Raw genomic sequence first — 24072 nt, 5'->3', positions numbered from 1 at the left:
ACCCCCGCCACATACCCCATAGGGGTACAGTTCCCGCAGTGGCAAACCGGTGACCACGCCCGGCTCTCCGCCACAGAATCCCCTCTGACGCCTCGAACCCGAAAGGTTCGCCATGCACGCCGACCATGCCGTCATACCCGGCCCGCCGATCCGTCTGCTCGATATCGGGATCGACGTCGACGGCCCGCTCTACGACTTCCCCGCCGCCGTACGAGAGTTCCTGCTGCGGACCGAAGGTCCCGGCCGGTGGATGCCCGAGCCCACCCGATGGCACTTCGGACCGGACCGGGGATTCACCGACGACGAGTTCCCCTGGGGTGTTGCACGCCGGAGTGGACGCCGGGGTCATCCTCCGCACCGGGACTCCCGCGGCCGGTGCCACCGACGCCTTACACCGACTGGCAAACGAAGGTCATCGGCTTCACCCGATCACCGACCACGCCGCGCTCGGCACCTTCGGCGTGACGGAAGCGACGCCCCGGGCGTGGCTGACCGACCACGCGATCCCGTACACGACGTTGACGCTCACCGCCGACAAGACGTCGGCATGGACCGACGTCATGGTCGAGGACCGGCCCGACAGCTGCGCGGCACTGGAGGCCGCCGGCACTGTGGACTACCTGCTGCACACCGGGTGGAACCGCGAGAGCTACCGCCCCCGCCTCGTGCGCGACATGGCCGAATTCGCGCACGCCGTCCGCGTCCACGCCGCCGATCCGGCTTTCGACAGCCGCCCGATCGCCCGCCGCCGCCCCCGTTCACCGACCGCAACGCTCAGCGCCGGAACAGGCAAAACGATAAAGTTGATCTTGTCCGGTGCGGGGAGTGACGCCCCTGCGCCGGACAAGAACCCGACAGCCGACCACAGGTCGTCTACGCACCGTAGGAGCCACCCATGACCCGCTCGACCCCGCTCGCGATCACCGTTCCCGCCATCGACGCCGAACTCGACGTCTCCGCCGTCCAACGCTTCGGCAACGGCGAGGACGGACGACTCATCGCGATCAGCTACAAGCACGAGTCCTTCTACCCGCACCTGAGCGGGCCGGTCCTGCACTTCCGACTCCCCGACGGGCGCGTGGTGCTCACCGAGCCCAACCCCGACGGGTACGACCTGGTCTGGGAAGCCGACCAGGAGCCCGCCACCATTGACCCTGGGGCGCACGAAGTCCTGCACATGATGTGGGACAACGTGAACACAGCCGTCCTGGACGTGCTGTCGGCGAAGTTCGGCGACGCCGCCGTGAAGGCCCTGGCCGAGTCCCTCGGCGCGAGCTGACGACCGGCCGACGGCCACGCCGCGAACCTGCGGCACCCGCCCGCCGACCCGGCGCGGCGGGGTGCCGGTGGTCGTGGAAGCGTCCGATGGTCGACCGACGAACAGAGACGGCCCCGTCGCCGGGGCCGTCGGGCCGGGGTTGCTCACCCAGGCGGGGTTGATGCCACTGTAGGCGGTCACCGACACCGTTTCCACCGGTTTCCGGCTGTGTGCCACGCCCGCACGCGACGGCGCGAGGCTCCGCCCGGAGAGCCCTGCCCGCTGCGACGTACTGCGTCGGTTGCCGGCCACCGACGGCCCGCCACGGCGCAGTGCGGACGGCGGTGTGCAGCAGTCCCGCGAACAGCAAGTTAATGCCAAGAGTTCCTTTTGCCCCAGCGTCTTCGCGCCTCATGTCATGATGGCGTCCAGCGAGCAGCCCCCCATGTGCGCGCTGCCGGTCGTGATGCCGGCGGGAGTGGGGGCTGTGATGACCGAGGCGTCCGGTGAACTCGACGTCGTCAGGCCGATGGTGCTGGGCAACCGGCGGCATGTGTCGGCGGGACAGCAGCCGCGCCGGGGACGCACGACGGTGAAGTTCTCCGACGTGGAGTGGGCGACGATCGTCACCGCTGCTGCGGCCGAGGGCCTGCGGCCGGGTGCGTGGCTTGCCCAGGTCGGGTTCGAGGAGGCGTCCCGGCGTCTGCGCGGCGAGGTGCTCGACCGTGCGCTGATCGCGGGTCTGGTGAGCGAGGTGAGTGCGCTGCGGCGGCAGTTGGCCCAGACCGGCGGGCGTGTACGCGAGGACTCGGCCGGCGCCGGTCTTCTCGGATCCTCCGCCGGCGTCGACGCGGTGTTGATCGCCGTGCAGCGGGCGGTGCGGCGCGCCGACGAGGTCGTGGTCCGGGTGCGTCGCGCGTTGCTGTCGTGATCGCCAAGGTCGTGCGCGGCCATCGTCCGTCCGGGTTGCTGCACTACCTGTTCGGGCCGGGCAGCCACGAGGAGCACCGCGATCCGCGGGTGGTCGCCTCGTGGGACGGCGCGCCGTGGCTGCACCAACCGCGGCCCCTGCCCGCCGCCGGTCCCGACGGTCCGCAGCCGGGGCCGTTCGACCTGGACCTGTCGGCGTTGACGGCCACGATGCAGGAGGTGGCCCAGCTGGCGGGCCTGCCGGTGACCAACCCGAAGGCGCTGCCGCCGGAGTGGGAGCAGCGGGTGCGTGACGGCACGGTGCCGTGGAACGCGCCGGAGTGGGTGCGGCACTACCGCTACGACCGGCGCAAGAAGGCCGTGGTGCCGCGGCCGGGCTACGTGTGGCACACCTCGGTGCGTCTGCACCCGTCCGACCCGGTGCTGGGCGACCGGCAGTGGGAGCGGGTGGCCGAGCGGCTGATGCGGGCCACCGGCATCCCGCGGGCCGGGTGCCGGTGGATCGCGGTGCGCCACGGCGAGGACCACATCCACCTGATGGCCACCTTGGTCTCCGAGACCACCGGACGCCGCTTCACCCCGTACCTGGACTACCGCGCGCTGCGTCAGACGTGCCGGGCGCTGGAGCGCGAGATGGGGCTGGTGGGCACCGCGCCGATCGACCGCACCGCCGCGCCGGCCCCGACCCGCAACGAGAAGGCCAAGGCCGAACGGCTGGGACGACCGCGGACCGCGCGGGAGGAGCTGCGCCGGACCGTGGCACGGGTCGCCGCCGCGGTGCCCGACGGCACGGGGTTCCTCGCCGAACTCGCACGGGAACGGCTGGACCCGCGGAGCGTCGGCGACGCGACCGGTCGGGTGCTGGGCTACACGGTGGCGCTGCCCGGCGACCTGACCAGGACAGGGCAGCGGGTCCGGTACTCGGGCACCGCGCTGGCTCCGGACCTGACGTGGACGAAGCTGACCCGGCGGTGGGCCGCCGTGCCGCCGGTGGCCGCCCCCGAGCGCACCGAGGTGGGCTTGGCGACCCCGGACGCCCGTCGTGACGCCCTGGAGGGCGCCGCCGACGCGGTCCGGCGGGCGCGGGACTGGGTCCGCGCCGCGAACCGCGTCGCTCGTGGCTCGCCGGCGTCACCGGTGCACGACGGCGGGGGTGTCGTCGAGGGTGTCGCGCACGCGGCGGGTGAGCTGCTGACCACACTGGTGCACGGCCGGCGGCACCAGCCGGACGGGACACCGCCCTGGCCGGCCGAGCGCTACGACCGCGCGGCCCGTACACCCCACCGCGTTCTGCCCGCCCGCCCAGGGCCGTTGGCCGGCTTGCTGCGCGGCGCGTCGCGCCGGCTGGCCGCCGTGGGGGTGCTGTCGGGGCGCGGCGGCGAGAAGGACGCCGCTGCGGCTCTGGTCGACGAGCTGGCCGGGCTGGTCGGCGAGGTCGCCTCGTGGCAGCAGGCACACGGTCGGTCCCACCAGGCCGCCGCCGCCCGCGACGCCGCGCACGTGTTGAGCGGTGCAGCGCCCGGCGGTTCCACCCGCGACGGCACCGCCTCGCGCCCCGATCGCGTGCCAGAGCCGCCAGGCGTCCGGTGGCGTCCGACGGCGACGCCACCACGCCCCGATCCGCGACCTCGGGGCCCAGGACCGGGATGAGCCGTTCAACCGCAGGGACGGACCGGCCGTTCCTCGGGTCGTGTGCGCCGCCACGCTGAGATCACAACGCCGTTACCCGTCCGGGTGAACGCCATGGTGCGGCAGCTTGCGAGAGGGCAGGAACGGGTGTTGCCTGAGATGGGATGGCGAGGAGGTGCACCATGCCTACCACCACGCAGCGGCGAGAGCTCCGCGAGCTCGCGGACAGTGTGCGCGGGACCGTGCTCGGCCCTGGTGACCAGGGTTACGACGAAGCCAGGCGGGTGTGGAACGGTGCGGTGGACCGGCGCCCGGCGGCCATCGTGCGCTGCACGGGCACGGCTGATGTGGTGGCCGCCGTCTCCTTCGCCCGTCGCGAGGGTCTGCTGACCGCCGTCCGGGGCGGCGGGCACAACGTCGCGGGCAACGCGGTGTGCGACGACGGGCTTGTCGTCGACCTCTCCCCCATGCGGGGCGTCCGGGTCGACCCGGGAAAGCGGACCGCCCGCGCGCAGGGCGGCACCACCTGGGGCGAGTTCGACCGTGAGACGCAGCTGTTCTCCTTGGCCACCACCGGGGGCATCGTCTCCACCACCGGTATCGCCGGTCTCACGCTCGGCGGAGGAATCGGCTGGCTCGGCCGCTCATACGGCAGCACGTGCGACAACCTCGTGTCAGCCGACGTGGTCACCGCGGACGGCCAGCCGGTGCGGGCGAGCCGCGACGAGAACCCGGACCTGTTCTGGGGTCTGCGGGGCGGGGGCGGGAACTTCGGTGTGGTCACCTCGTTCGAGTACCGGCTCCACGAGGTGGGGCCCGTGGTGCTCGCCGGGGCCGTCTTCCACCCCCTCGCCCGCGCCCGTGACGCCCTGGTGTTCTTCCGCGAGTTCACCGACACGGCGCCGGAACAACTCACGCTCGTCGCGTCGTTCCCGGCCGCACCCGCGGCGCCGTTCCTGCCGCCCGAGGTCCACGGCACCCGTGTGCTGGCCCTCGGTGTCTGTCACTGCGGCACCCTCGCGGACGCCGAGACCGCCGTCGCGCCGCTGCGCGCTTTCGGGTCTCCCCTCGCGGACGTCGTCGGGCCGATGCCGTACACCGCCGCGCAGACCATGTTCGACGAGCGTTTCCCCCACGGGCGGAACTACTACTGGAAGTCGAGCTATCTGCGGGAGTTGACCGACGAGGCGATCGACGTCCTGGTCGATCACGTGGCGCGGACGCCCTCCGCCGAGACGACGTCGTACGTCTGGCATCTCGGCGGTGCCATGGGCCGCTCCGCGGAAGACACCGCCTTCGGCCACCGCGACGTCCGGTTCGACTTTGCGGCCCTGGCCGGGTGGCTGGACCCCGCCCGCGCGGAGGAACACGTCGGCTGGGCCCGTGAGTTCTGGTCCGCCATGCAGCCGCACGCGTCGTCGGGTGTCTACGTCAACAATCTCGGTGTCGAGGGAGACGAGCGGGCGCGTGCCGCATACCGTCCCGAGGTCTACGACCGCCTCGCGCGCCTCAAGCGCGAGTACGACCCGGACAACTTCTTCCGCCTCAACCAGAACATCCGTCCCATGGCCACCAGCTAGACGGCAAGTCCTAAGTCCGGGAGGTGTCCGGCGGCGGACGAACGGTGTTCAAGATCAGTTGTGACGACCGACCTGAACGCCCTTCCGACCGCACTCTACGTCAAGATCGACGACTACCTCGGCAGGCCCGCCAGGATCGGACGACCGCCCAGGTTGACCGATGCCGAACCGCTCACCCTGGCCGTCGCCCAGGCCCTGCTCGGCATCCGTTCGGAGGCCCGGTGGCTGCGGTTCCTGCCCGGCACCTGCCCGGAGCCTTCACCTACCTGCCCAAGCAGTCCGGGTACAACAAGCGGCTGCGCAACGCCGTGCCGCTGCTCAAACGGATCATCAGGATCCTCGCCGTCGACACCGACCTGTGGAGCGACGCGACCTGGATCGTGGATTCCACCCCGGTCGAGTGCGGCCGCTCCCGGGAGACCGCCAAGAGGTCCGAGCTGGCCGGATGGGCCGGCTACGGCTACTGCTCCAGCCACTCGCGGTTCTTCTGGGGCCTGCGCCTGCACCTGATCTGCACTCCGTCCGGGTTACCGATCACCTGGGCCTTGGCGAATCCGAAACTGGACGAGCGCCAAGTGCTGATGGCGATGCTGGACCACGACCCGATCGTGCTGCACGACCGCCCCGGTCTGCTGATCACGCGGACAAGGGCTACGTGTCCGGCGAGTTGGACGCCTTCCTGGCCGAACGCGGGGTGCGGCTGCTGCGCCCGTCCTACCGCAACCGCACCCCGCACCCGACCCAGCACCTGCTCAAACCCGTCCGGCAGCTCATCGAGTCGGTCAACGACACCTTGAAAAGGCCAGCTTGACCTGGAGCTGCACGGTGGCCGCACGATCGACGGCGTGGCCGCCCGCATCGCCCAACGCTTCCTGGCGCTGACCGCCGCGATCCGGCACAACCGCGCCACCGGACAGCCCGTCACCCGATCACTGATCGCCTTCGATCACTGATCAGTTCGGAATTACTCGTCTAGCGCTCCCTGTCGTGGAGCCGACCGTCCAGCGGCAGTCCGGTCGTTTTCCCGGACCTGTGCAGAAGAGGTGGTCTTCCCCACTGGTGGGGCCAGTGTTCAGGCGAGTCGATCGGAGCCCAGGCGCAGAGGTGCGCCGTCGAGATAGCGGGCGATGACCGCACTGGTGTTGTCCGAGGCGACGCGCAGCAGTGTGTCGAGTCCGTCCCCGGCGTCGAATCGCACCCCGAACCAGGTGGCCAGCGGATCGTTCTGCCGGTGCGCCGGCCATGCGGCGGACTCGTCCATGCCGGCCTCGTCGAGCCGCCGCGTCGGTTCGACGAGGTCACCGGCCAACCATGCACGCACGAGACCGACTACGCGCGTGGCATCCATCGCCGGTGTGGCCGCTTGCGCCAGGGCATGGAGCATCCCGATCGCGGTTTCCCGGAGGTACGCCTCGGCATCGCCTCGCGGAGGCAACGCGTGAGCGAGCGTGTCGCGCAGGACGGCAGTGTCGAGCAGCACGTCGACAGCGAACTGCGCGGCAGCAGCGGACGGCAGTGCGGTGTCGGCCCCCATGCAGGCGATTCTGCCGTCCGTTCGGACGGCGTGGGACAAGTCCGGCACGGTCGGTCGTCTCACCGCGCAGGTCCGCCGTACGAGGGGCTTGGGTCGGCGCCGCGAAGCCGGACAGGAACCGCCGGGATCGGCCAGACGGCCAACCCGCTCCCGGCGGGAGCTGTGACAACAGGCGTTCATCGGCACCAAGTGGACCGCCCGACCTGCGCAGATCTTCGTGATGCAGAGGACAGGTGTCACCACCTGCCAGTCGTACTTGTCGCCAACCGCCGCTGCGGGCGTGGTTGTCACCGGCTCGACCAGCGGCGGCGATGCGGGAAAAGCGTTGAACGGACCGTTCTGCCGTCTGCGACGATCTCGCCGTGCCCGTCACCGCCGAAGACCTGTGCGCGTTCCTGCTCGACCTCGATGCCCCCGACCGCCTTGCACGCCCTCTCCTCCTGGACCCGGGTGTCGTGTGGGCCGGGGTCGCACAGCTGTCCGAGGCACTTGGGGCGGCGTTCGGCCGCCGGTGCGCTGTCGAACGCCTGCCGGAGGGTGGCGAGCACCACGGCAGCATCACCGTCCCGGGCGAGGCGACCTCGGCCGGCGCGCCGGTCGTCCTCGTGGTCGGCCGGTACGGCCTTACCGTGGCGCTCTCGCCCAACCACTGGAACCCTGACGGCTCCTCCACCATCCTGCTCGACGACGATGACTTCGCCCGCACTAAAGAGACCGTCTTCGCGACCGGTTTCGGGCTTACCTCGCCGGTGTCCGCGTTGACCCCTTGGCGGGCAGAACGCCCCTACCCTCGCCTGCTCTCGGCCCGCACGGCCGGGGAACTGGTCCGGCAGATCCGGAACCTGCCGACCGACGGGGGCCCGACGGCCGAGTTGCGCGAGTGGCTGTGCGCGACACTGGACGTGCCCGCGGACGGGCCGGCGGATGAGCGGCCGGCGTCGCTGGACGTGCTCACGCCCGAACAGGTCCTCGCCGAGGTCGAACGCATCAGACTTTGCGTGGGCGTCCTGTCCACACCCAAGGGCTCAGACGAACGCCGCTGGCCGGTCATCGACGACACGATCGTGGACGGCCACACCATGTGGGCCATCATGGCGTTCCGGAACGAGTTCGGCGAAGGGCTGAAGGAGGCCATACTCGCGGTTCACGAGCGTGCCGACATCCTGCGCCGCACGCGACCACACGGTTACGTCGCCGGCAGAGGCCGGGACGCGGCCTGACCCGCGGTGAACCGTCCGGAGACCGCTCATCGCGCAGGCAGGCCGGGCGGAGCGTCACAGCTGCCGTCGACCAGCGTCGGCGTTGCGAACGGCCCCCGTGCAGGCCTGAGCCAATGCCCTCCGCTCGATCTGGTGACGACAAGCACCTGTATGTGACAACAACCGCCTGTTGTGACTACAAGCGACAGGTGTCACCAAGGAGCCGTCGCGATCTGAGGTTCTGCTCGTGGATGCCAGCGATGGTTGTCACCGGGTACAGGTCCTAGTTGTCACCTGGTGCTGGTGCAGACGTAGTTGTCACACGATCGACTGGGTCGGTGTGAGCAGTCGGGGTGCGACAGGGAGACCGAACAGGACGGTGAACGTGGGCAGAGGTAAGGACGTCGCTGAAGGCGGTGTCCTTTGCCGTGTTCAGGAAACGGCCGGTGCCTCTGCCCAGGGCAATCCGATCTTGCGTTTGTCCAGAAACTGGATCAGCTCGTCGAGGGCTGCGGTGACATGCGCCAGCCGGGGCGGGATCGTCGCCGAGGTGATCACCGCGTCGATGTCGTCCAGGAGCGGCTTGAACCAGTTGGCGAAGTGGGTGTCCTCGCGCAGGCGATCCCGAAACTGCGGATAGGTCAAGCACTGCGGCGGGGCGTCCTTCGGGCTGTCCGGATCGACCATCAGGTCGCCAATGGCGCGCTGTTCACCGCCCAGAACCAGGAACGGCCCGAACTCGCGGTTGCCTATGGCCGAGCCCACCGCGACCAGGCGCTTGATCAGCTCACGGTTGTGTTTGCGGCGCCCCAGGTCGAGAAAGTCCACCTCGCGCCACATGATCTGCACTATGCACAGGTAGTGCGCCATGCGGTATAGGGTCTCGTGCCGCGCGTAGTCACGGAAGCGGTCCGAGCCTTCGCGGAACTCCTTGATCTGCTCGGGGACAGTGTTGCCCAGCCTGCCCCGCAGTGAGTGCGCGGCCTGGAGCAACGGCACGCTGTAGCGGCTGGCGAGGTGCCGCAGCTGTGCCCGTCGTTGCGCCCGAGTGCGCCGACGCTCGAACACCGCACCGAGCACGACCGTGACCACCGCGCCCGCCACCGAGACCACAGCGGCCAACACGGGCACCGCGTTCATCCCCGACCACCGTCCTTCCCATTTTGCGTAGACCAGACTCACGATCGTCGAGCACGTTATCGGCAACTCACCTCGAGAGGGGCAACGGACGCGCTACCTCCTCGAGGCGATGTCGATCTGACGGTCGGCCGTTCGTGTAGAGAGCGTGAGGCCCGGGATCTCCGGGCGGACGACCACAAAGGAGGCACGTACGGGCAAGGTCATCGTGATCGAGCACCTGACGCTCGACGGCGTGATGCAGGCTCCCGGGCACCCCGACGAAGAACCACGTGACGGCTTCCCATACGGCGGCTGGGCGAACCGCGCCCAGGATCCGGCCATGCAGAAGGTGATGGGCACGCACATGTCCAGCGCATGGTCCCTGTTGACCGGCCTACCGGCTGCCTCGCGGCACAGCTGTACCGCGAGGCAGCCACGTTGACGGACAACCAAGTCGAACAAAGGTGCCTGCCCAACAGGGCCCACAACCTCGGCTAACCGTCCCCGACCACTGCAGACGCTCATGCCCCCTGCTGAACGGCTCGGCGACAGCACCGGTACGCATCGCGTCGTCCCAACTCGCCTGTCGCCACAAGGAGCCTGGCGGACGCACCCGAACGACCCCCGCGCGGTAGCTACAGATTGTCACCTTCCTGCGATATCCTCACCAGGCAAGCAACTGCGAACAGGGGAAAGGGTGTAGGGCTCGTTACCATGTGTAGCGGCAGAGTGTGAGCAGGTATCACCCTCCGCACCGTGGTCAAGGTCGAGCCCTATGGCCCGCCTCGGCAAGCAGGACGTGTTGTTGCGCGCCCACCCGGCTTGACCGCCGGCGCAACGTCCACGCCCGACATCTGGGGACGGATGGTGACGTAGCACAACACGACTGCCTGGTCGACGCCTGCTGATGTCGTGGCGGGGGTCGATCGGCGGGTTCCGGGGGGAACCGATGGCCGAGAACACGCCTGACCTGTTGCTCGACGCGCAGGACGTACAGCGCTTCAATCAAGTGATCATGTTCCTGTCCGTGATCGGGCCCAGGTTCCGCGACGTGATGCGCGAGCTGCATCAGCGCCGAGCGCGCGCTCTGGAGGAGGCCGGGCGGCTGGCGTGGGATCCGGCCACCAACGCCGAACTGCTGCACCGGGCGCGCGAGCACCCGCCGCTGCGGCAGATGAACTCCGAGGAGCTGGACGCCTGGAACCGGCGGGTGCCGGAGACGCTCATCGGCAAGCCGGTCGACGAGCCGTTCACGGTCTGGACCGGCCGGATGACCGACGAGAACGGTCGCCTGACCGTCGAGTGGGGCGTGCAGGCCCATACGTGGGACAACGGCGTGCCGACGTCGTCGCTGTTCGTCGTCGTGGCCGGCGAGCGCGACGCCTTGGCGATGACCAAGCACCTGCGGGCGCACCCGCACCCCGATCAACTGGCCTACCTCAACGGCCTGGCCTCGACCCGTCCCGGCGAGTTCGTCGCCCCGACGGCGCCGGTGGCCCACATCCCGGCCGCGACGGCCGACCCGCGTGAGGTGCTGCGCGCCGGGTGGCCGCGCGTGCCGTTGATGTTGACCGAGCAGGCGTGGGAGGCCGCGCTGCGCAAGGTCATGCCGCCCTCCGCCGCCGACCGGCTCGTCGTGAGGGACCCGGCTCACCCGCACCACCGCGCCTGGGTCCAGTTGCACAGGTTGGCCAACCAGGAGTTCGTCAACGTCGGCGCCAATCCCGAGCGGTTGGCCGACATCATCTGGCGCAGGACGCGGTGGAACGACCCGATGGACACCCCGGCCGCCGTGGCCCATGGGCACGTCAACAAGGCACGCGGCGAACCCGGCTACGTCCAGCGCGTCGTCCAGCCGCTCGGGGTGAACCCACCGCCACGGCAGGCGGCACCACCCGTCGGAGCCCCGACCGGAAGCCGGATGATCCCGCAGCAGGGACCGGTCAACCTGTCCCGGGTGGACAGGCCCGCGCCGGCGTTGCTGTTCGCGCAGAACCTGGACCCCGACAATCCCCTCGACCGCTTGGCCGCGCGGCAGATGCTCGGCCACTTCCCCCCTGCGGTGGACCAGGTGCTGCTGACGAAGTTCCCGGGTCTCGCCGCCGACGTCGTGACCGAGCCGCGGGATGCGCGGGCCGCCTCGCCGGTAACCGGCGTGACCGGTGCGGTCGAGGTCGCGGTCGAGACGCCGGCCGGGCCCGTCGCCGTCGAGGAGCACAAGGCGAGGGTCGCCGAGCTCGATCCCGGCACGACGGCGCACCAGCGTGAGGCGTTCTACATGCTCGGCCACACCGCGCCCGCGGTGGACCAGGCCATCGCCGAGAAGTTCGCAGGCAACGAGCGCATCGAGGAGCGCGTCCGGGTGCTGTACCCGAACGGGTTCCCCGAGGCGCAGGCCGCCGCGCACCACAACCTCGCCCACGACGGCGAGGTCGCCGCTGCCGCCGGACGTGCCACGCCGGACAACCCGAGCACGCCGCAGGACGAGCACGACGCCGGACTGGCCACCGGTGCAGGCGAGCACGGCCACGCGGCCACCCATCACGGCCTGGCCGCCGGCGTGCCCGGCGAGCAGTCACCGGTCGTACGGCGCACGACCCACCGGGTCATCGTCGTGCCGGACCGCGACCGGCACCGCTGAGCCCGCGCACCACGCACCTCATCGGGCAATCAGCCACAACCGCGCGCCTTCGGCGTCCACGCCGAAGTCCTGACCGGCTTCGCAGGTGCCGTCGACGCACCGGGACCGACCGAGGCAGGCCCCGCAACACCGCAACCGACCGGGGGAATTCCATGACCAGCCCGAACACCACACATCCACCACTACCGCAACAGCCACCTCGCGCCGGGCAGGTGCCCCAGCCCACGCCGGCGTCGGCGAGCCCGACCGCGGCCTCCAACCTGGCGCCGACGTCGACGGCAGCGTCGGCGCAGGCTGCCACGCAACCGCGCACCGCCGCCGACCTCGCCGCGCGTCCCGCAGTGACGGTCACCGGCACCGCCGTGCAACTGGTACGCGAGATGCTGGCCACGACCGCGAACAACAGCACCGATCAGTACCTGGACGCCTGGATGGCCCGGTTGGGGCAGGCCCCTGCGGACGACGTGATCGCCACTGCCGGATCGCTGCGCGCACTGGTCGCCGAGATGAGGGCCCGAGCCCTCGGGAACGGACCACTCGCCCAGCAGTTGAACGACCCCGACGACCCCCGGATGCGCTCGGCGTTCGAACGGGTCGAGGGAGTGATCGGAGCGATCGAGACCCGCACCGGCACCGCCGCCGATCCTTCGCCCTTCGCCGATGACGCCCGATGGCTGTTCGACCGCCTCACGCCGCGTGCCGTCGCCCGCGCCCTGATCGACCCGCGCGGCTTCGACAAGGCACCACTGCCACCGGTGCTGAACACCGATCAGTTCCCGGGCGTGCTGGCCGGAGCCGACGTACGCGACAGGAAGACCCTGAGCCAGGCGACGGAGAGGCTGCTCATCACCGCACGCGACGACCCGAGGCAGATCTCGTCCGGGATGGTCATGGCGCTGACGGTGACCCAGCAGATCATGCTCAATCGTGGAGATCCCACCGCTCTCGCCCAGGCGCAGCGCGTGGTCGCGATCGACCCGCGGCCCGCGGCCACGGCGGCGCGACTACGCCAGTTCGCCAACCTGGTCGAGGCCAAGCAACGTGAGGCGGGCACACAGGCGTTGGCGTTGGGCGCCTACGACGTCAACACCCTGACAGAACACCTGCGCGGCGTCGCGGAACAAATCGACCAGATCCTCGGCCACGACTACCAGCGGACGCAGGCACGATCGTGGAACCTGTTCGCCACCCCGGCGAACGGTCTGATCGACGAGGCGGCACTGCGAGGTGTGGAGCGTGCCGTCATCGAGGCCGTCCAAGGCGCTCGCCCTGGACAAGCCACCGGCCGGCCGCCTCGTCCGTCGGTGACCCATCGCAGTCTGTTCACGCCTGCTCCGCAGGCCGAATCAACAGCCGAATCGTCGACACCGGGCACACCGGCGCAGCCCGCCCCCGGCACCGCAGCACCCGCATCGGCTCCGACACCCGGTGCCTCCCGAGTGCGCGGCACCGCAGCACCCGCATCGGCTCCGGCACCCGGTGCCTCCCGAGTGCGCGGCACCGCAGCACCCGCATCGGCTCCGGCACCCGGTGCCTCCCGAGTGCGCGGCACCGCAGCACCCGGCGGAGCGGACCCCAGTGCGGCTGCACCGGCGCACCCCGTCCCGGCCCAGGCACCGGATCCGACCGCGCCGGCCCCGCCCGCCCGGTTGACCACCCCGGCGAGCGGCCCGGTGGAGCCGCGGTCGACCACTCCCGATCTCACGGTCGATCCCGAGGTCGCCGCCGAGTACGCGCTGCTGGGCAGCCTGTTGCACGCCCCCGGTGTGCTGTCCCACCTGGAGACCTTCCTGGAGGCCGCCAACTTTGCCCACGAGGACACCAGGGCCGTCTACAGGACCCTGCTCGGGCTCCACCACGACGGCATGCTGCACGACGTGGTGTCGCTGCCGGAGCAGGAGCGGACGGATGCGGCGAACGAGAACCACGTCAAGCTGATCACGGCCTTGCGCGGGCAGGCCTACGCCGAGCACGTCGTGGCCAACCCGGCCCGCGTAATCGCCCGGATGAACGCCGCCGCCCCGACCTCCGCGCTGCCCTACAAGGGCGTGTACGAGCCGGCCGCCCAGGTCGAACTGGGCGGCAAGGTGCTGGAGGCGGCGTTCGTGCGCGAGGCACGCAAGCTGCACCTGGAGCTGAAGCCCGACCGGCCGCTGCTGTCGATCAGGAAGCCGACCGAGGAGGATGTCCGCGATCAGCTCGAGACGCTGGAGGAGCTCGCCGCCAACGTCGAGGACATGGCCGCCCGGCTGACCGAGGCCACCCTGCGCGCCGGTCGACAGGTCCAGCCCGTCGACTCGACCCCGGCCGCCGAAGCCGCCGACCGTGCCACCCGACCGGGTTGGGTGGCACGGAAGACGGAGGGATTGCGTGAACAGCTCAATCCGGTGCTGCGTCCCTTCCAGCACCGTGCCGAGCGTCTGCTGCTGCACCTGGTCCTGCACGCCGGACGGCTCGACCAGGTACCCCGGGCGGTGCTCGACCTGGACCCCGAGCAGTTCAGCGACCGCCGGCACGCCAACGTGTGGCGGACCGTCCAGGACCTGCGTGCCGCCGGCAAGCCCGTCAACTACGTGGCCGTGATGCTCGAAGCCGAGCACAACCCGGACGGGCACCGTCCGCTGCCGTCGCTGGAGTACCTCACCCGGATGGCCGCGCCACCGGTCGACCCGGAGACCAAGGAGATCGACCGGGAGAAGGTCGCGAGCGCCCTGCGCACGGTGGTCAACTCGGCGTTGGCGCGCATGACCAGCGACACGGGCAAGGCGGTCGCGGCGGTCACGGCGAGCGACGTTCCGGTGGCCGCGAAACTGGACGAGACCGCCAAAGCGGTCGACTGGCTCAAGGAGCGCGCGACCACCGCGCTGCGACGACACGAGCAAGCCACGGCGGTCAACGCCGTACAGGGAAGGGCATCGCGATGACCGAGCACACCACGTCCGAGCACACCACGTCCGAGCACACCACGTCCGAGCACGTCACCGCACAGCGCGTCACGGCGGAGCACATGCCTGCGGACACCGGCCCCGCGGAGACGCTGATCACGAGGATCCCAGTCGGGGAGATCGACCGTCTCGTCGAGGACGGGCAGGCGACGCGCTGGACCGAACCCGCCGGTGGTCTGCTGGTGACGATCGTCGAAATCGGCGGCTGGTGGTGGGGGCTGCGTGAGGGCTCCGACGCCTACGAGCGCCTGAGCGAAGAAGAGTCGGCGAGGTTGACGCACTTCCGCACCGCCTTCGAACTCAGGGAACGCGCTCGAGCCGAGGTGGCCGCCATGACGGCGCCCTCGACGGGCGCGCACTCCTCACCTCCGCGATGAGCATGCCGCAGCTCGCCGTGGCTGCCCCGGACGACGTTCTCGACAAGGAGGCGTGGTTCCCGGAACAGCCAGCGCCTGTTGGGCGCGTTGTTCGTGCGCCCGGACCACGCCGCCGTGCTGGAGCGGTGGCTGGACCCGAACGCGTTCGCCCGCCCGATCCACCAAGCGGTGTTCGCCGCGATCGTGGGCCTTCAACGGGAGGGTGGCCTGCGGGTGGTGCCCGCCGGGCGCGCCGAGCTGTCCGGGCCGGACCCGACCGCGTGGCGGGCGTTCACCGACAACGTGATGGCCGTCCAGCACGCGCTGCGCGCGGGCCGCTTCGGCACTGCCCTCACCGGCAACCTGACCGGCGAGCTGCGCGGGCTGGCCGCGGCGGGCATGACGACCAGCGAGGCGCACGTCCACGCCTACGGCTCCATCGTGTTGGAGCTGGCGTTGCGACGCGAAGCCCGATTCCAAGGGTTGCAGATGCGTCTCGCGGCGACCGCCGAGCAGACCGTCGGCGGGGACCACGCACCGCTGCACGTCGTCGTGGCCGCGATGGACCAACGGCTGACGCGGCTGGCGGCCCAACTCGCCGCCGTCCGCGCCGGACCGCACGCCGTCCCGCCGCCCGTCGCCACGGTGCCCATCCCCCGCCTGGCGGCCCTCAACCCGCCGCCCCGGACGGTGGTGCACGCTGCGGAACGCGATCTCGTGCACACCGTCATCGCCGATCCGCAGCGACGGGACCTGCTCGACCGCCTGGCCCCCGAGGACTTCGGCGACCCGCTGCACGCCACCGCGTGGCGGGCCGTGGGCGCGCTGGCCGAGCGCGGTGGGGTCGTCACCGCGGTGACCGTCTGGTGGGAGGCCGGCTCCCCTGTCGCGCCCGGCGCGCAGCCCCGGATCGGCGCGGAGGAGTTCGCCGCGCTCGACGCCGGTTCGCGTGTCACCGGCGGAGCCGGCGACCGAACCGCCGACCTGGTCGCGGTGGTGGTCCGCGCCGCGTTGATCCGCACGGCACGGCAGGCCGCCGATGCCATCGCTACCGCGGCGGGCGATCGGCGGCTCGCACCGGGACAGGTGGTGGACGCCGCCCAGCGCGCGGGTCAGGACGTGCTGCGCCACGTCGAGCGCTTGACCGGCATCCGCGGCACGACGCAACCGGGCATACCGAGTCTGAGCAATCGCCTGGCCGGCGAACGCGAGGTCGTCCCGTCGACGACCCGGCCGGCGGTGCCGGGCGGACACCCTCGCACACGCTGACCCCGGGCCGCGCTGCACGCCGCCCGGTGAGACCGGCATGCAGCGCGGACGGTCGGTCAGAGCACGGCTTGCGGTGGGCTGGTCGGCGTCGGACGCCGGCTCCGCGCCGACGTCACCAACGTCATCGCTCATGCAGCCAGTCGTGCGCCGACCCCACGGCCGGAGTGCTGCCCAGCAAGTAGCGGCTCTGCGGCGCGATGGGGTGGTCGCCCAGCTCGCCGCGGGCGATGTGCGCCCCGGTTGCCAGGGCCACCGTTGGCACGGCCGGGTCGGCGGCGAGCGCCACGAGCCGGTCGCGGAACCGCACGGCCTGCCGGCTGTGCGCCACCAGGTCGTAGACCTCGAAGTGCCGGAACTGCCACCACGGCTTGTCCGGCACCGGCGCCGGCTCCTCGACCAGCACGTGGGCCGGCGCGAACTCCAGCTTCGGCAGCGTGGCCGCGAGCGCCTCCTGACCGACCTCGCCGAGCTCCTCCGCGATCTCCCGCAGTAGAGCTTCGTCCGCCGTCTCCCGGTCGACGCCGGTGGCCGGCCAACTGCGGAACTCCGGCAGGTTCGCGGCCGGTAACAGGCCCCGCAGGTCGGGCTCACCACGCTCGGGTTGGAACCGCAGCGACCTGAGAAGCAGCTCCGACCGGCGCCGGTACTGGATCGCCCCGCCGAGCGGCGCGAGTCCTCTCGGGGTGCCGATCAGGACGAACCACAACCCGTCGTCGGTGCGCACGCGGGCCAGCGCGGCCACGGACATCCGAACCTGCTCGGGCGTTACCTCGTCGCCCTCCATGTCACCCCCAGTCTCAGGACGCCAGGCGAGCGGTGCCCGCCACCAGGTGCTTCGCCTGCGGGGCGATGTTCTGCCCGGTCGACAGACGACCGCGGCCGATCTCGACCGCCGTCGCCGCCACCACCGCGCGCTCGGTCGGATCGTGGGCGAGCGCCACGAGGCGGTCGCGGAACGCCACGTCGACCGTGCCGACGGCCGTCAGGTCGAAGACGGCGAGCCGCCGGAACTGCCACCAGGGCTCCCGCTCCGTCGGTTCCGTCTCCTCCGTGACCACGTAGGCCGGGACGAAATAGGTGGCCCGAACGTTCGCCGCAAGCTCCGGATGTCCGATCTCGGCCAGCTCCTCCGCGACCTCGCGCAGCAGGGCGGGCCCGTCGCCCTCGCGGTCCTCGCCGCTGCCGAGCCAGTACTTGAAGCCGTCCAGTCGCCGCCGGGGCAGCCGGCCGCGCAGATCCGGCTCGTAGGGGTGTTCGCGCCGGAACTTCACCGACTCCAAGGCCGGCTTCGTGGTCTCGCGGTACTGGACAGCGCCGCCCAGCGGCCGGAAACCGCGACCGGTGTCGACCAGGACGTTCCACAGGCCGTCGTCGGTACGCACGCGGGCATACACGCCCACGGACACCCGGATCTGCTGCTCGTCAGCGTCCACGCGTGGTTCTCCTCGTCGGGGGCACAGGTCGACATCCCCGCAACCGCCGGTCGGCGCCCGACCCCTGTGGTTGTTGTGGTGGGTCGAGCCGGAAGCTAGCGGTCAGCCTGCACCCCGCCCCGCAATTTCACGGTTACCCGGACGGGTTCACCCGATCGAGTCGTCAGACCCTGACCAGCACGGGGTGGCGTCATTCCGTACACGACCGGATAAGGAGCAAGGTGCCTCCCGGACACGCGGACGAGGGTTTGGTCGGCACCACCGGCCGGAGGTAGGACGGCGGTGCCGACCGGCCGGTGCTCACGGTCAGGCGGCCGGCGGACTCGGCCAGGGCGCGGACCGCCGTGGGAGTGGAGGCGCGGCTGCCGCCTTCGGGCGGCAGTGTGCGGCACGGCTAGGTGCAGGCAATCGCCGGAGATCGCGACATTGCCGGCGCGGCAGATGGTGGACGCGCCCGTACACGAGCCGTTGCAGGCGTTGTCGTCCTCAACCGCACGTGCGGTGGTCCCCGGATATCCGCTCCAGCAGGTCCTCCAGCTCGTCGCCGCGCACCGCGAACCGTTCGAGTCCGCCGAACGGGGCCGGGTACTCGCGCACGTCGTGCGGGTCGATGACGGTGGCGTCACCGGCGAGCATGCTCCACGTCACCATGTCCTCTCCTGCCGATCAACGACCCCGTCGTCGCGAGGACTCCACCCGTCCTCGGCCCCGTGGGCACGCCATGCCGATGGCGATCGGGCAGGCGCGCGGCAGAACCGACTCGAAGCACGACCTCCACCGAAGCAGATCCATTGATCACCGACCGGATTGCGTCCCCGGGGACGCGACGCCCGTCGCCGCACAGGAAGGTGTCGGCCGCCGAGATGGCATCCGCTGCCGACCTCGACTGCGTGCGGTCGTCCCACCTGTCACGTCTGCCCGTGCCGACGTCCTGCGTACAACCCGCGTGGGGTGTCGGTGGCCGGTTCCGATTCCCCGCCGACGGCCGATTAGTGGGGAGTTATCTGGTGGTGGCAGGGATACGTCGTGTAACGATGGCGATGAGACTGGTGCGGTCCGGTCGTCCTACCCGCTGACGCGCGTACCAACCTTCACAACCCGGCCGACGAGGATGGTGGTGGAGGATGGATGCATGATCGGTGACCGGTGGGGGTGAGCGACAGCGAGATCCTGCGCTCCTACCCGTGCGACGACTTCGTCACCTCACCCGCGCTGCGGGCGTGGCGGGGCGTGGGTGTCGAGGCGCCTGCCGAAGCGGTGTGGCCGTGGGTCGCGCAAGTAAGGATCGCGCCGTACTCCTACGACTGGATCGACAACCTCGGCCGCCGCTCACCTCGCGAGCTGGTAGACCTTCCCGAGCCTCGAGTCGGAGAACGGTTCACCACCGCCGGCGGGCGCGAGCTGGGCCGGATCGTCTCGGTCGAACCGGGGACCCAGCTGACAGGCACCATCATGGGCGCCTTCATGTCCTACGTCCTCGTGCCCCGGGATCACGACACGACGCGGCTGCTGCTCAAGGTCGTCATGCACACCAGCCGCTGGGCGGCCCTCGGTCTGTCGGTCGGCGATCTGATCATGGCCCGACGGCAGTTGCTGAACCTGAAGCTGCTCGCCGAACGGAACCAGCACCGGGCCGCGGGCGCGGGTTGAACGGCTTGAGGCTGAGAACACTGAGTCGAACCGGTACAGCAACGCCGCCGATGACGCTCCACGGTGGATGGTGGCTTGAGACAGTCCGCGCACATGGTTGCGAGCGGGGAATTCCTGTCGGGCGCTGATACGTCGGGCGCTCGCCGCTGGTCTGCGCGCATGCGGCACGTTACGGGGTGAGTGGCGTCGTGCTCACCGCGCTAAGCCCCGTGCTCCGTGGCCGGGTGCGGTGGAGATGTGGCGGACACCGGCCGTGCCGGGCGGTTGCAGTCCCGGCAGTGCGGACTTGCGCTGCATCTCGTCCACCCGTCTCGGCGCGGCGCCGACCGGTGTGGGCATGGGGCGCTCGGGGGTGAGGGCGGCCAGGTGCCGAAGCAGACCCGCCATCGCCGGCGGCAGGCCGGCGGCGTAGTCGGGGCGGGCGTGGTGCATCGCCACCAGCCGCCGCACCGGTGCCGCCTGGGCCAGCTGTGCCGGGGTCGCCGAGGACAACTGCCAGACCGGGTGCAGCAGTTGGGCTAACAGCTTGCGCGCGGATCTGTCGAATACCCCGAACTCGGGTTCGACCGGACGTTCCGGGATGGTGCCCGCCCGCCAAGCAGGCAGCGGCGCGAGGGTCGCCAGCACCGCGACGCGGTCCACGGGCAGCGCCTCGACCAGGTGTGGCAGCCGGTCGATCGTGGGGGTGATCCGCTGTGCCAGTCCCGCCAACAGGGCGGGCACCCGCTCCGGTGGGAGGTGCGGGGCGATCAGCCGTGGAAAGGTCTCGTGCGCGGCGTAGTCGTCGATCAGTGCGGCCAGGGCCGTTGCGTCCTGCCGCGGCTGGTCGCGTAGGCGGTCGGCCTCCTGCAGCACCGGGGGCAGGTCGAGTCCCACTGTGCCGGTCAGGGCACGAGCCAGGTCGTCGAGTCGGTCGGCCAGCACCGGGGCGAACTCGTGCCCGACGCCGACCCACGGCTGCCCCGGCTCGGTGCTCTGGTCCCACTGCTCGGCGGGGATGGCGGCGTGCAGGTGTCGGAGCTGGACCGCTTCGCCCGCCAGGATTCCGCACAGGTCCTCGACGTACCGGAGTTGGTCGACGCCGAGGTCCGCGCCGAAGACCGCCACCGCCCGGTCCGGATCGAACGGCACCGCGGTCCCGCCGTGAACCAGTGTCACCAGATGGCCGATCACCGTCGTGGCGTCGGCGGCGGCCTGTTCCCACAGGTGCTGTTCGGTCTTGCCGGGGTCGTAGTCGTGGTCGTAGTCGAAGGTCCGGTCGACGGCCTCCTGGTCCGGGACGGGATCGACCATGACGCCGGTGATGCCGGTGAACGTGCGGTCCGCCGAGAGATCCGGTCGAGGCCGATGCGGATCGTCGGTCACAGCGACCGCCCGGTGTGCGGAGCCGTACGCCCGTCGAGTCCGGCGGTTCGGTGCGGCCCTGTCCGGCTGCCCGGCAGTACGGCAGACCGTCGCGACGGTGCTCTGCCCGTGAGTCTGTTATCGCTTGTCGTGTGGGCCGAATCGGCGGTGAGTCCGGAATCGGCGGACCGAGGTACCGCGAGCGAGGCGGCGGATTCCGCTGTATCCACGGCTTCGCCCACGACGGGGACGACCGAACCGGTCCCGGTGAACACCCATCCGGTTCCGGCGGTGTCGCGGTTTACCGTACGGCGCCGCCCGTCGGCTGCTGCGGCAGCGTGAGCCGTCGCGGCGGTGGTCGTCGCCCGCACCGTCCATCCTCCCGGCACGGGACTCGCGTAACCATGGCGTCCGACTTGCAGGAACAGCGCTTGGAGGTTTTCCATGGAGTCGGGCCAGAATTCGGAATGGGTGCCGTTCACGCTCACCGAAATCGGATTGAGGAGCATGTGCCGGTCTGCCCGGTCGAACTCTAGGGAGATTGTCCAGCCTTCGGGAGTGTCGGGTCTCACGAAGATTTCGACGTCTACGGGCCTGTCCGGGTAGCGGGCTCCGCCGAAGAACTCCCAGCCCCACTGTTCGGGTCGCCAGCTTTCCGGCATCCTGAATCCATGGGACGTGGCAGATTTCGCGCGATCGGTCGGCGGCGCGGTCGAACGGGATTGATTCATGGTTGTCCAGCCATTGTGATGATGAATCCGGGAAGGGGTCGCACAAGCCGGAACATGCTCTGTTCGAGTTCGACTTCACGGAGATCCGCGTCGGCGCGGTGTCGGTTGGCCACCTGGGCCGCCGGAGGTCAGTGGTGTCGCCCGACTCCCCGGCAGCGCAGTAACCGCTTTCAGCGGCGCAGGGCGACCGGACCCTCTGTCGGTAATCCCAGCGGTCGTCCGGCCGGACTGTTCATGACGTGAGGGCCCGGTTCCCGCATCGAGCCGGCGACGTTCGCGGATTTCGCAACGATCACTTCCATTGCCTCTGCAAGAGCCAGGCATTTGTCGTTCGGCAGACCCGCCACCGCGGCCAGATGAGGCATGGACGATGGAATATAGGTCGAGTGGAGTCCGCTCTCACGCGCCTCGACGATCATCCGGAGTGAGATTGCGTCTGCCGTTAACTGGTTCCGCACCCCGCTGGCGTACAGATGTTGGGCCGGGGTGTCCGGTCGGAACGAGGAGGTCGACTCGGCCAGCGGAGACAGGTTGCTGCCGAGCAGTGTGGCGATGATGAGGTTGCCCGTCAGCGACTCGGTGTGTCGCCTTCCCTCGTTGCGGAAGTGACCCGCGAAGTTCGTGACCGCTGTCGGGCGATCCGCCTTCGCGAAATAGTCGACGGGTGTGCCCGAAACCTGCATGGCGTTGAAGCCGGCGAACCCGTCTCCATTCGGATGTGTCACGTGAACTCCCGGTCGCTTGTCGTGTTCATCTACGCTGCCACCGCGGTCGCGTCGAGTGGTCCGCCGAATACGCGAGTCGCCCCGAAATAGTCCCCACCGGTCCGGATCGGGGTGACAAGGATTGTCTGCCCGGATTGAGGCGCTTCGATCATTTGTCCGTCGCCGACGTACAGCGCGACGTGGTGGATGTTTCCGAGGACGCCCCAGAACAACAGGTCACCGGGTTGCAGTCGGTCGACCGGCACCGGTTGGGACTTCGTCGCGTCGTACTGGGCGTCGGTGACCCTGGGCAGGGTGATGGTCTGGCCGCTGCCTTGGTAGTAGGCGTAGCGGACGAGGCTGGAGCAGTCGAAGCCCACGACGCCGGCGTCGATGCCGAATCCCTCACCGGGGCCGTTGAGGGTGCCGCCGCCCCAGGCGTACATGACGCCCCGCTGCTGGTCCGCGAACCGGATCACCTCGGCCGCGCGGCCGTGCAGCCCTTCCACCGGGAGCGCGGAACGTTCCAGGGTGTACTTGCCCGAGGCCAGGTCACGGATCTTCGTGACGTAGTTCGTGGTCTCCGCGAACGGTGGGATGCCGCCGAAGCGTTCGACGTTGCCGGGGCCGGCGTTGTAGGCGGCCAGGGCCAGTTCGATGATCTCGCCGGTCAGGCCGGTCCGTTCGGTGACGAAGTCGACGAGGTGGCACATGTAGATCGCCTGGGTGGCGATCGCGTCGGGCGGGTCGCGCGGGTCGGCCGTGCCGTCGCCGTCACCGTCGACGCCGTAGGCGGCCCAGGTCGTGGGGATGAACTGCGCCAGGCCGGTGGCCTGCGACCCGACGTTGTAGGCGTCGGGGTTCCAGTTGGACTCGGTCTCGAGTTGGGCGGCGAGGATGCAGCCCGTGGCTTCCGGGCACGTGGCCGCGGCGCGGCGCAGCGGCGCACGCATCGGCTCGGGTACGGCATCCTCGTCGAGTTGGCAGCCGCCGGTCATCGGGCCGGTCAGGGTGCGTTTCTGCTCCTCCTGCGCCCCGCCGCCGAGGATGAGCAGCAGCACGGCGACCAGCAGCACGGCGACGGCGCCGATCACCTTGCCGTTCACGGCGCGCTCCCCGCGCCGCCGGTGCCCGGCGCGTCGGAGAAGGCGACGTCGGCGACCCTCCAGCCCTGGTCGGTGCGGACCAGGGTGCAGTACACCGCCGTGGAGGTCAGGTCCTGGCGCCGGCCGTCGTCGGCGACCGCGACCCGGCCGGCCACCACCCCGGCCGCGGCGCGGTCGGCCCGCATCGGCGGCGGGTCGTCGCCGATGGGGCGGGTGTCGACCAGGATGCGGGCACCCCGATCGGCGAGCGCGTCCCAGTCGTGGTCGCGGCCTTCGCCCGCGAGCTGCTCGACCAGTTGCGGTGTGCCGAACTGCGCGGCGGCCCGCCTGCGGGCGTCGGCGGGCCCGCGGTCGACGGTGGTGTCGCCGCTCAGCGCGGCCAGCGCGAAGGCGCTGCACGTCTCCTGGGTCACCGTCCGGGCGTCGGCGGTCCGCTCGGTGCCCGCCGTGGTGGTTGACGGCGGATCGGGTTGCCCGATGCCGGAGCAGCCGACGGCCGACAGTGCCGCCGCGACCGCGATGATCCCGAGTGATCCTGCTGAGATAGCTGGTGATGTGGCTGTTTTTGGGCGCGCTCCACCCACGATCGTCCCCCTTCGATGCGGTGGTGATCAGGAACTCGGTGCCGAGACCCCCGGCGACGG

The 24072-nt window shown here is 70.7% G+C and carries 22 protein-coding genes and 1 pseudogene; 13 read left to right on the top strand and 10 right to left on the bottom strand.

All coding sequences use genetic code 11. From position 1 onward, the window contains the following. The first annotated feature begins 125 nt into the window (after positions 1-125). The 6 genes and pseudogenes from ALI22I_RS20315 to ALI22I_RS20290 all read left to right on the top strand — a co-directional run bounded on the left by ALI22I_RS20315 (position 126) and on the right by ALI22I_RS20290 (position 6350). Positions 126-899 carry a 5' nucleotidase, NT5C type gene (locus ALI22I_RS20315; protein ID WP_083751874.1) on the top strand — a complete coding sequence of 258 codons (774 nt, stop codon included), beginning with the start codon at positions 126-128 and terminating at the stop codon, positions 897-899. Beyond that, the gene (locus tag ALI22I_RS20310; protein ID WP_077007107.1) at positions 896-1279 is read left to right on the top strand and encodes a hypothetical protein; all 384 of its coding nucleotides are present in this window, start codon (positions 896-898) and stop codon (positions 1277-1279) included. Before ALI22I_RS20315 ends, ALI22I_RS20310 begins: the two co-directional genes overlap by 4 nt. Positions 1280-1748: 469 nt before the next feature. Then, positions 1749-2189: a hypothetical protein gene (locus ALI22I_RS20305; RefSeq protein WP_143532332.1), complete on the top strand. Its 441-nt coding sequence runs from the start codon at positions 1749-1751 to the stop codon at positions 2187-2189. Continuing rightward, complete coding sequence (locus ALI22I_RS20300; RefSeq protein WP_077007105.1) at positions 2186-3838, top strand: relaxase/mobilization nuclease domain-containing protein; 1653 nt, start codon at positions 2186-2188, stop codon at positions 3836-3838. Before ALI22I_RS20305 ends, ALI22I_RS20300 begins: the two co-directional genes overlap by 4 nt. 161 nt (positions 3839-3999) lie before the next feature. Then, complete coding sequence (locus tag ALI22I_RS20295; RefSeq protein ID WP_077007104.1) at positions 4000-5397, top strand: FAD-binding oxidoreductase; 1398 nt, start codon at positions 4000-4002, stop codon at positions 5395-5397. Positions 5398-5457: 60 nt separating this feature from the next. Beyond that, a pseudogene (locus tag ALI22I_RS20290) lies at positions 5458-6350 on the top strand (IS982 family transposase). 119 nt (positions 6351-6469) lie between these two features. Here the strand turns inward: ALI22I_RS20290 and ALI22I_RS20285 are convergent. Further along, positions 6470-6931 (bottom strand): hypothetical protein, encoded by a 462-nt coding sequence (locus ALI22I_RS20285; protein ID WP_143532331.1) that lies wholly within the window; start codon positions 6929-6931, stop codon positions 6470-6472. Positions 6932-7293: 362 nt separating this feature from the next. On the opposite strand from ALI22I_RS20285, the gene ALI22I_RS20280 reads away from it, so the two are divergent. Further along, positions 7294-8151, top strand: coding sequence for a hypothetical protein (locus tag ALI22I_RS20280; protein ID WP_077007102.1), 858 nt, complete (start codon positions 7294-7296; stop codon positions 8149-8151). A gap of 411 nt (positions 8152-8562) precedes the next feature. Here the strand turns inward: ALI22I_RS20280 and ALI22I_RS20275 are convergent, their stop codons facing one another. Then, the gene (locus tag ALI22I_RS20275; protein WP_077007101.1) at positions 8563-9270 is read right to left on the bottom strand and encodes a hypothetical protein; all 708 of its coding nucleotides are present in this window, start codon (positions 9268-9270) and stop codon (positions 8563-8565) included. A gap of 205 nt (positions 9271-9475) precedes the next feature. Here ALI22I_RS20275 and ALI22I_RS51010 point away from each other — a divergent pair, with 205 nt between their 5' ends. From ALI22I_RS51010 to ALI22I_RS20250, 5 genes are all read left to right on the top strand, one after another. After that, positions 9476-9691, top strand: a complete 216-nt coding sequence (locus tag ALI22I_RS51010) for a hypothetical protein (RefSeq protein WP_179118291.1) — start codon at positions 9476-9478, stop codon at positions 9689-9691. A 507-nt stretch (positions 9692-10198) separates the two neighbouring features. Beyond that, a complete protein-coding gene (locus tag ALI22I_RS20265; protein ID WP_143532330.1) occupies positions 10199-11890 on the top strand; it encodes a hypothetical protein in 1692 nt (563 codons plus the stop codon). A gap of 152 nt (positions 11891-12042) precedes the next feature. Further along, positions 12043-14814 carry a DnaB-like helicase N-terminal domain-containing protein gene (locus ALI22I_RS20260; RefSeq protein WP_179118290.1) on the top strand — a complete coding sequence of 924 codons (2772 nt, stop codon included), beginning with the start codon at positions 12043-12045 and terminating at the stop codon, positions 14812-14814. Then, complete coding sequence (locus ALI22I_RS20255) at positions 14811-15212, top strand: hypothetical protein (protein ID WP_077007097.1); 402 nt, start codon at positions 14811-14813, stop codon at positions 15210-15212. Before ALI22I_RS20260 ends, ALI22I_RS20255 begins: the two co-directional genes overlap by 4 nt. A gap of 78 nt (positions 15213-15290) precedes the next feature. Then, a complete protein-coding gene (locus ALI22I_RS20250; protein ID WP_077007096.1) occupies positions 15291-16460 on the top strand; it encodes a hypothetical protein in 1170 nt (389 codons plus the stop codon). A gap of 121 nt (positions 16461-16581) precedes the next feature. Here ALI22I_RS20250 and ALI22I_RS20245 read toward each other — a convergent pair whose 3' ends face one another. From ALI22I_RS20245 to ALI22I_RS51005, 3 genes are all read right to left on the bottom strand, one after another. Then, positions 16582-17244: an SMODS-associated NUDIX domain-containing protein gene (locus ALI22I_RS20245; RefSeq protein ID WP_143532328.1), complete on the bottom strand. Its 663-nt coding sequence runs from the start codon at positions 17242-17244 to the stop codon at positions 16582-16584. A gap of 13 nt (positions 17245-17257) precedes the next feature. Beyond that, positions 17258-17893: an SMODS-associated NUDIX domain-containing protein gene (locus ALI22I_RS20240; RefSeq protein WP_077007094.1), complete on the bottom strand. Its 636-nt coding sequence runs from the start codon at positions 17891-17893 to the stop codon at positions 17258-17260. Between the two features lie 486 nt (positions 17894-18379). Further along, positions 18380-18544 carry a hypothetical protein gene (locus ALI22I_RS51005; RefSeq protein WP_179118289.1) on the bottom strand — a complete coding sequence of 55 codons (165 nt, stop codon included), beginning with the start codon at positions 18542-18544 and terminating at the stop codon, positions 18380-18382. A gap of 495 nt (positions 18545-19039) precedes the next feature. On the opposite strand from ALI22I_RS51005, the gene ALI22I_RS20235 reads away from it, so the two are divergent. Further along, a complete protein-coding gene (locus ALI22I_RS20235) occupies positions 19040-19543 on the top strand; it encodes a polyketide cyclase (RefSeq protein ID WP_143532327.1) in 504 nt (167 codons plus the stop codon). 192 nt (positions 19544-19735) lie between these two features. Here the strand turns inward: ALI22I_RS20235 and ALI22I_RS20230 are convergent, their stop codons facing one another. From ALI22I_RS20230 to ALI22I_RS51000, 5 genes are all read right to left on the bottom strand, one after another. After that, positions 19736-20908 carry a hypothetical protein gene (locus tag ALI22I_RS20230; RefSeq protein WP_077007093.1) on the bottom strand — a complete coding sequence of 391 codons (1173 nt, stop codon included), beginning with the start codon at positions 20906-20908 and terminating at the stop codon, positions 19736-19738. Continuing rightward, positions 20905-21549 carry a hypothetical protein gene (locus ALI22I_RS49400; RefSeq protein WP_143532326.1) on the bottom strand — a complete coding sequence of 215 codons (645 nt, stop codon included), beginning with the start codon at positions 21547-21549 and terminating at the stop codon, positions 20905-20907. Before ALI22I_RS49400 ends, ALI22I_RS20230 begins: the two co-directional genes overlap by 4 nt. A 239-nt stretch (positions 21550-21788) precedes the next feature. Next, positions 21789-22343 carry a hypothetical protein gene (locus ALI22I_RS49395; protein WP_143532325.1) on the bottom strand — a complete coding sequence of 185 codons (555 nt, stop codon included), beginning with the start codon at positions 22341-22343 and terminating at the stop codon, positions 21789-21791. A gap of 29 nt (positions 22344-22372) precedes the next feature. Next, the gene (locus tag ALI22I_RS20225) at positions 22373-23428 is read right to left on the bottom strand and encodes an NlpC/P60 family protein (protein ID WP_077007092.1); all 1056 of its coding nucleotides are present in this window, start codon (positions 23426-23428) and stop codon (positions 22373-22375) included. Next, a complete protein-coding gene (locus tag ALI22I_RS51000; RefSeq protein ID WP_077007091.1) occupies positions 23425-23841 on the bottom strand; it encodes a hypothetical protein in 417 nt (138 codons plus the stop codon). The genes ALI22I_RS20225 and ALI22I_RS51000 overlap by 4 nt, the downstream gene beginning before the upstream one ends. Between the last annotated feature and the right edge of the window lie 231 nt (positions 23842-24072).

The sequence above is a fragment of the Saccharothrix sp. ALI-22-I genome, assembly GCF_001984175.1.
In the GTDB taxonomy this organism is placed as follows: domain Bacteria; phylum Actinomycetota; class Actinomycetes; order Mycobacteriales; family Pseudonocardiaceae; genus Actinosynnema.
The sequence above is the reverse complement of the archived record's forward strand: the minus strand, read 5'-3'. Positions and strand labels throughout refer to the sequence as shown.

Bases quoted from the DNA above. Each gene is read 5' to 3' on its own strand.
- ALI22I_RS20310 (WP_077007107.1), top strand. From the start codon at position 896: ATGACCCGCTCGACCCCGCTCGCGATCACCGTTCCCGCCATCGACGCC.
- ALI22I_RS20265 (WP_143532330.1), top strand. From the start codon at position 10,199: ATGGCCGAGAACACGCCTGACCTGTTGCTCGACGCGCAGGACGTACAG.
- ALI22I_RS20305 (WP_143532332.1), top strand. From the start codon at position 1,749: ATGACCGAGGCGTCCGGTGAACTCGACGTCGTCAGGCCGATGGTGCTG.
- ALI22I_RS20260 (WP_179118290.1), top strand. From the start codon at position 12,043: ATGACCAGCCCGAACACCACACATCCACCACTACCGCAACAGCCACCT.
- ALI22I_RS20285 (WP_143532331.1), bottom strand. From the start codon at position 6,931: ATGGGGGCCGACACCGCACTGCCGTCCGCTGCTGCCGCGCAGTTCGCT.
- ALI22I_RS20245 (WP_143532328.1), bottom strand. From the start codon at position 17,244: ATGGAGGGCGACGAGGTAACGCCCGAGCAGGTTCGGATGTCCGTGGCC.
- ALI22I_RS20255 (WP_077007097.1), top strand. From the start codon at position 14,811: ATGACCGAGCACACCACGTCCGAGCACACCACGTCCGAGCACACCACG.
- ALI22I_RS20315 (WP_083751874.1), top strand. From the start codon at position 126: ATGCCGTCATACCCGGCCCGCCGATCCGTCTGCTCGATATCGGGATCG.
- ALI22I_RS20275 (WP_077007101.1), bottom strand. From the start codon at position 9,270: ATGAACGCGGTGCCCGTGTTGGCCGCTGTGGTCTCGGTGGCGGGCGCG.
- ALI22I_RS49400 (WP_143532326.1), bottom strand. From the start codon at position 21,549: ATGCCGGAAAGCTGGCGACCCGAACAGTGGGGCTGGGAGTTCTTCGGC.
- ALI22I_RS20295 (WP_077007104.1), top strand. From the start codon at position 4,000: ATGCCTACCACCACGCAGCGGCGAGAGCTCCGCGAGCTCGCGGACAGT.
- ALI22I_RS51005 (WP_179118289.1), bottom strand. From the start codon at position 18,544: ATGGTGACGTGGAGCATGCTCGCCGGTGACGCCACCGTCATCGACCCG.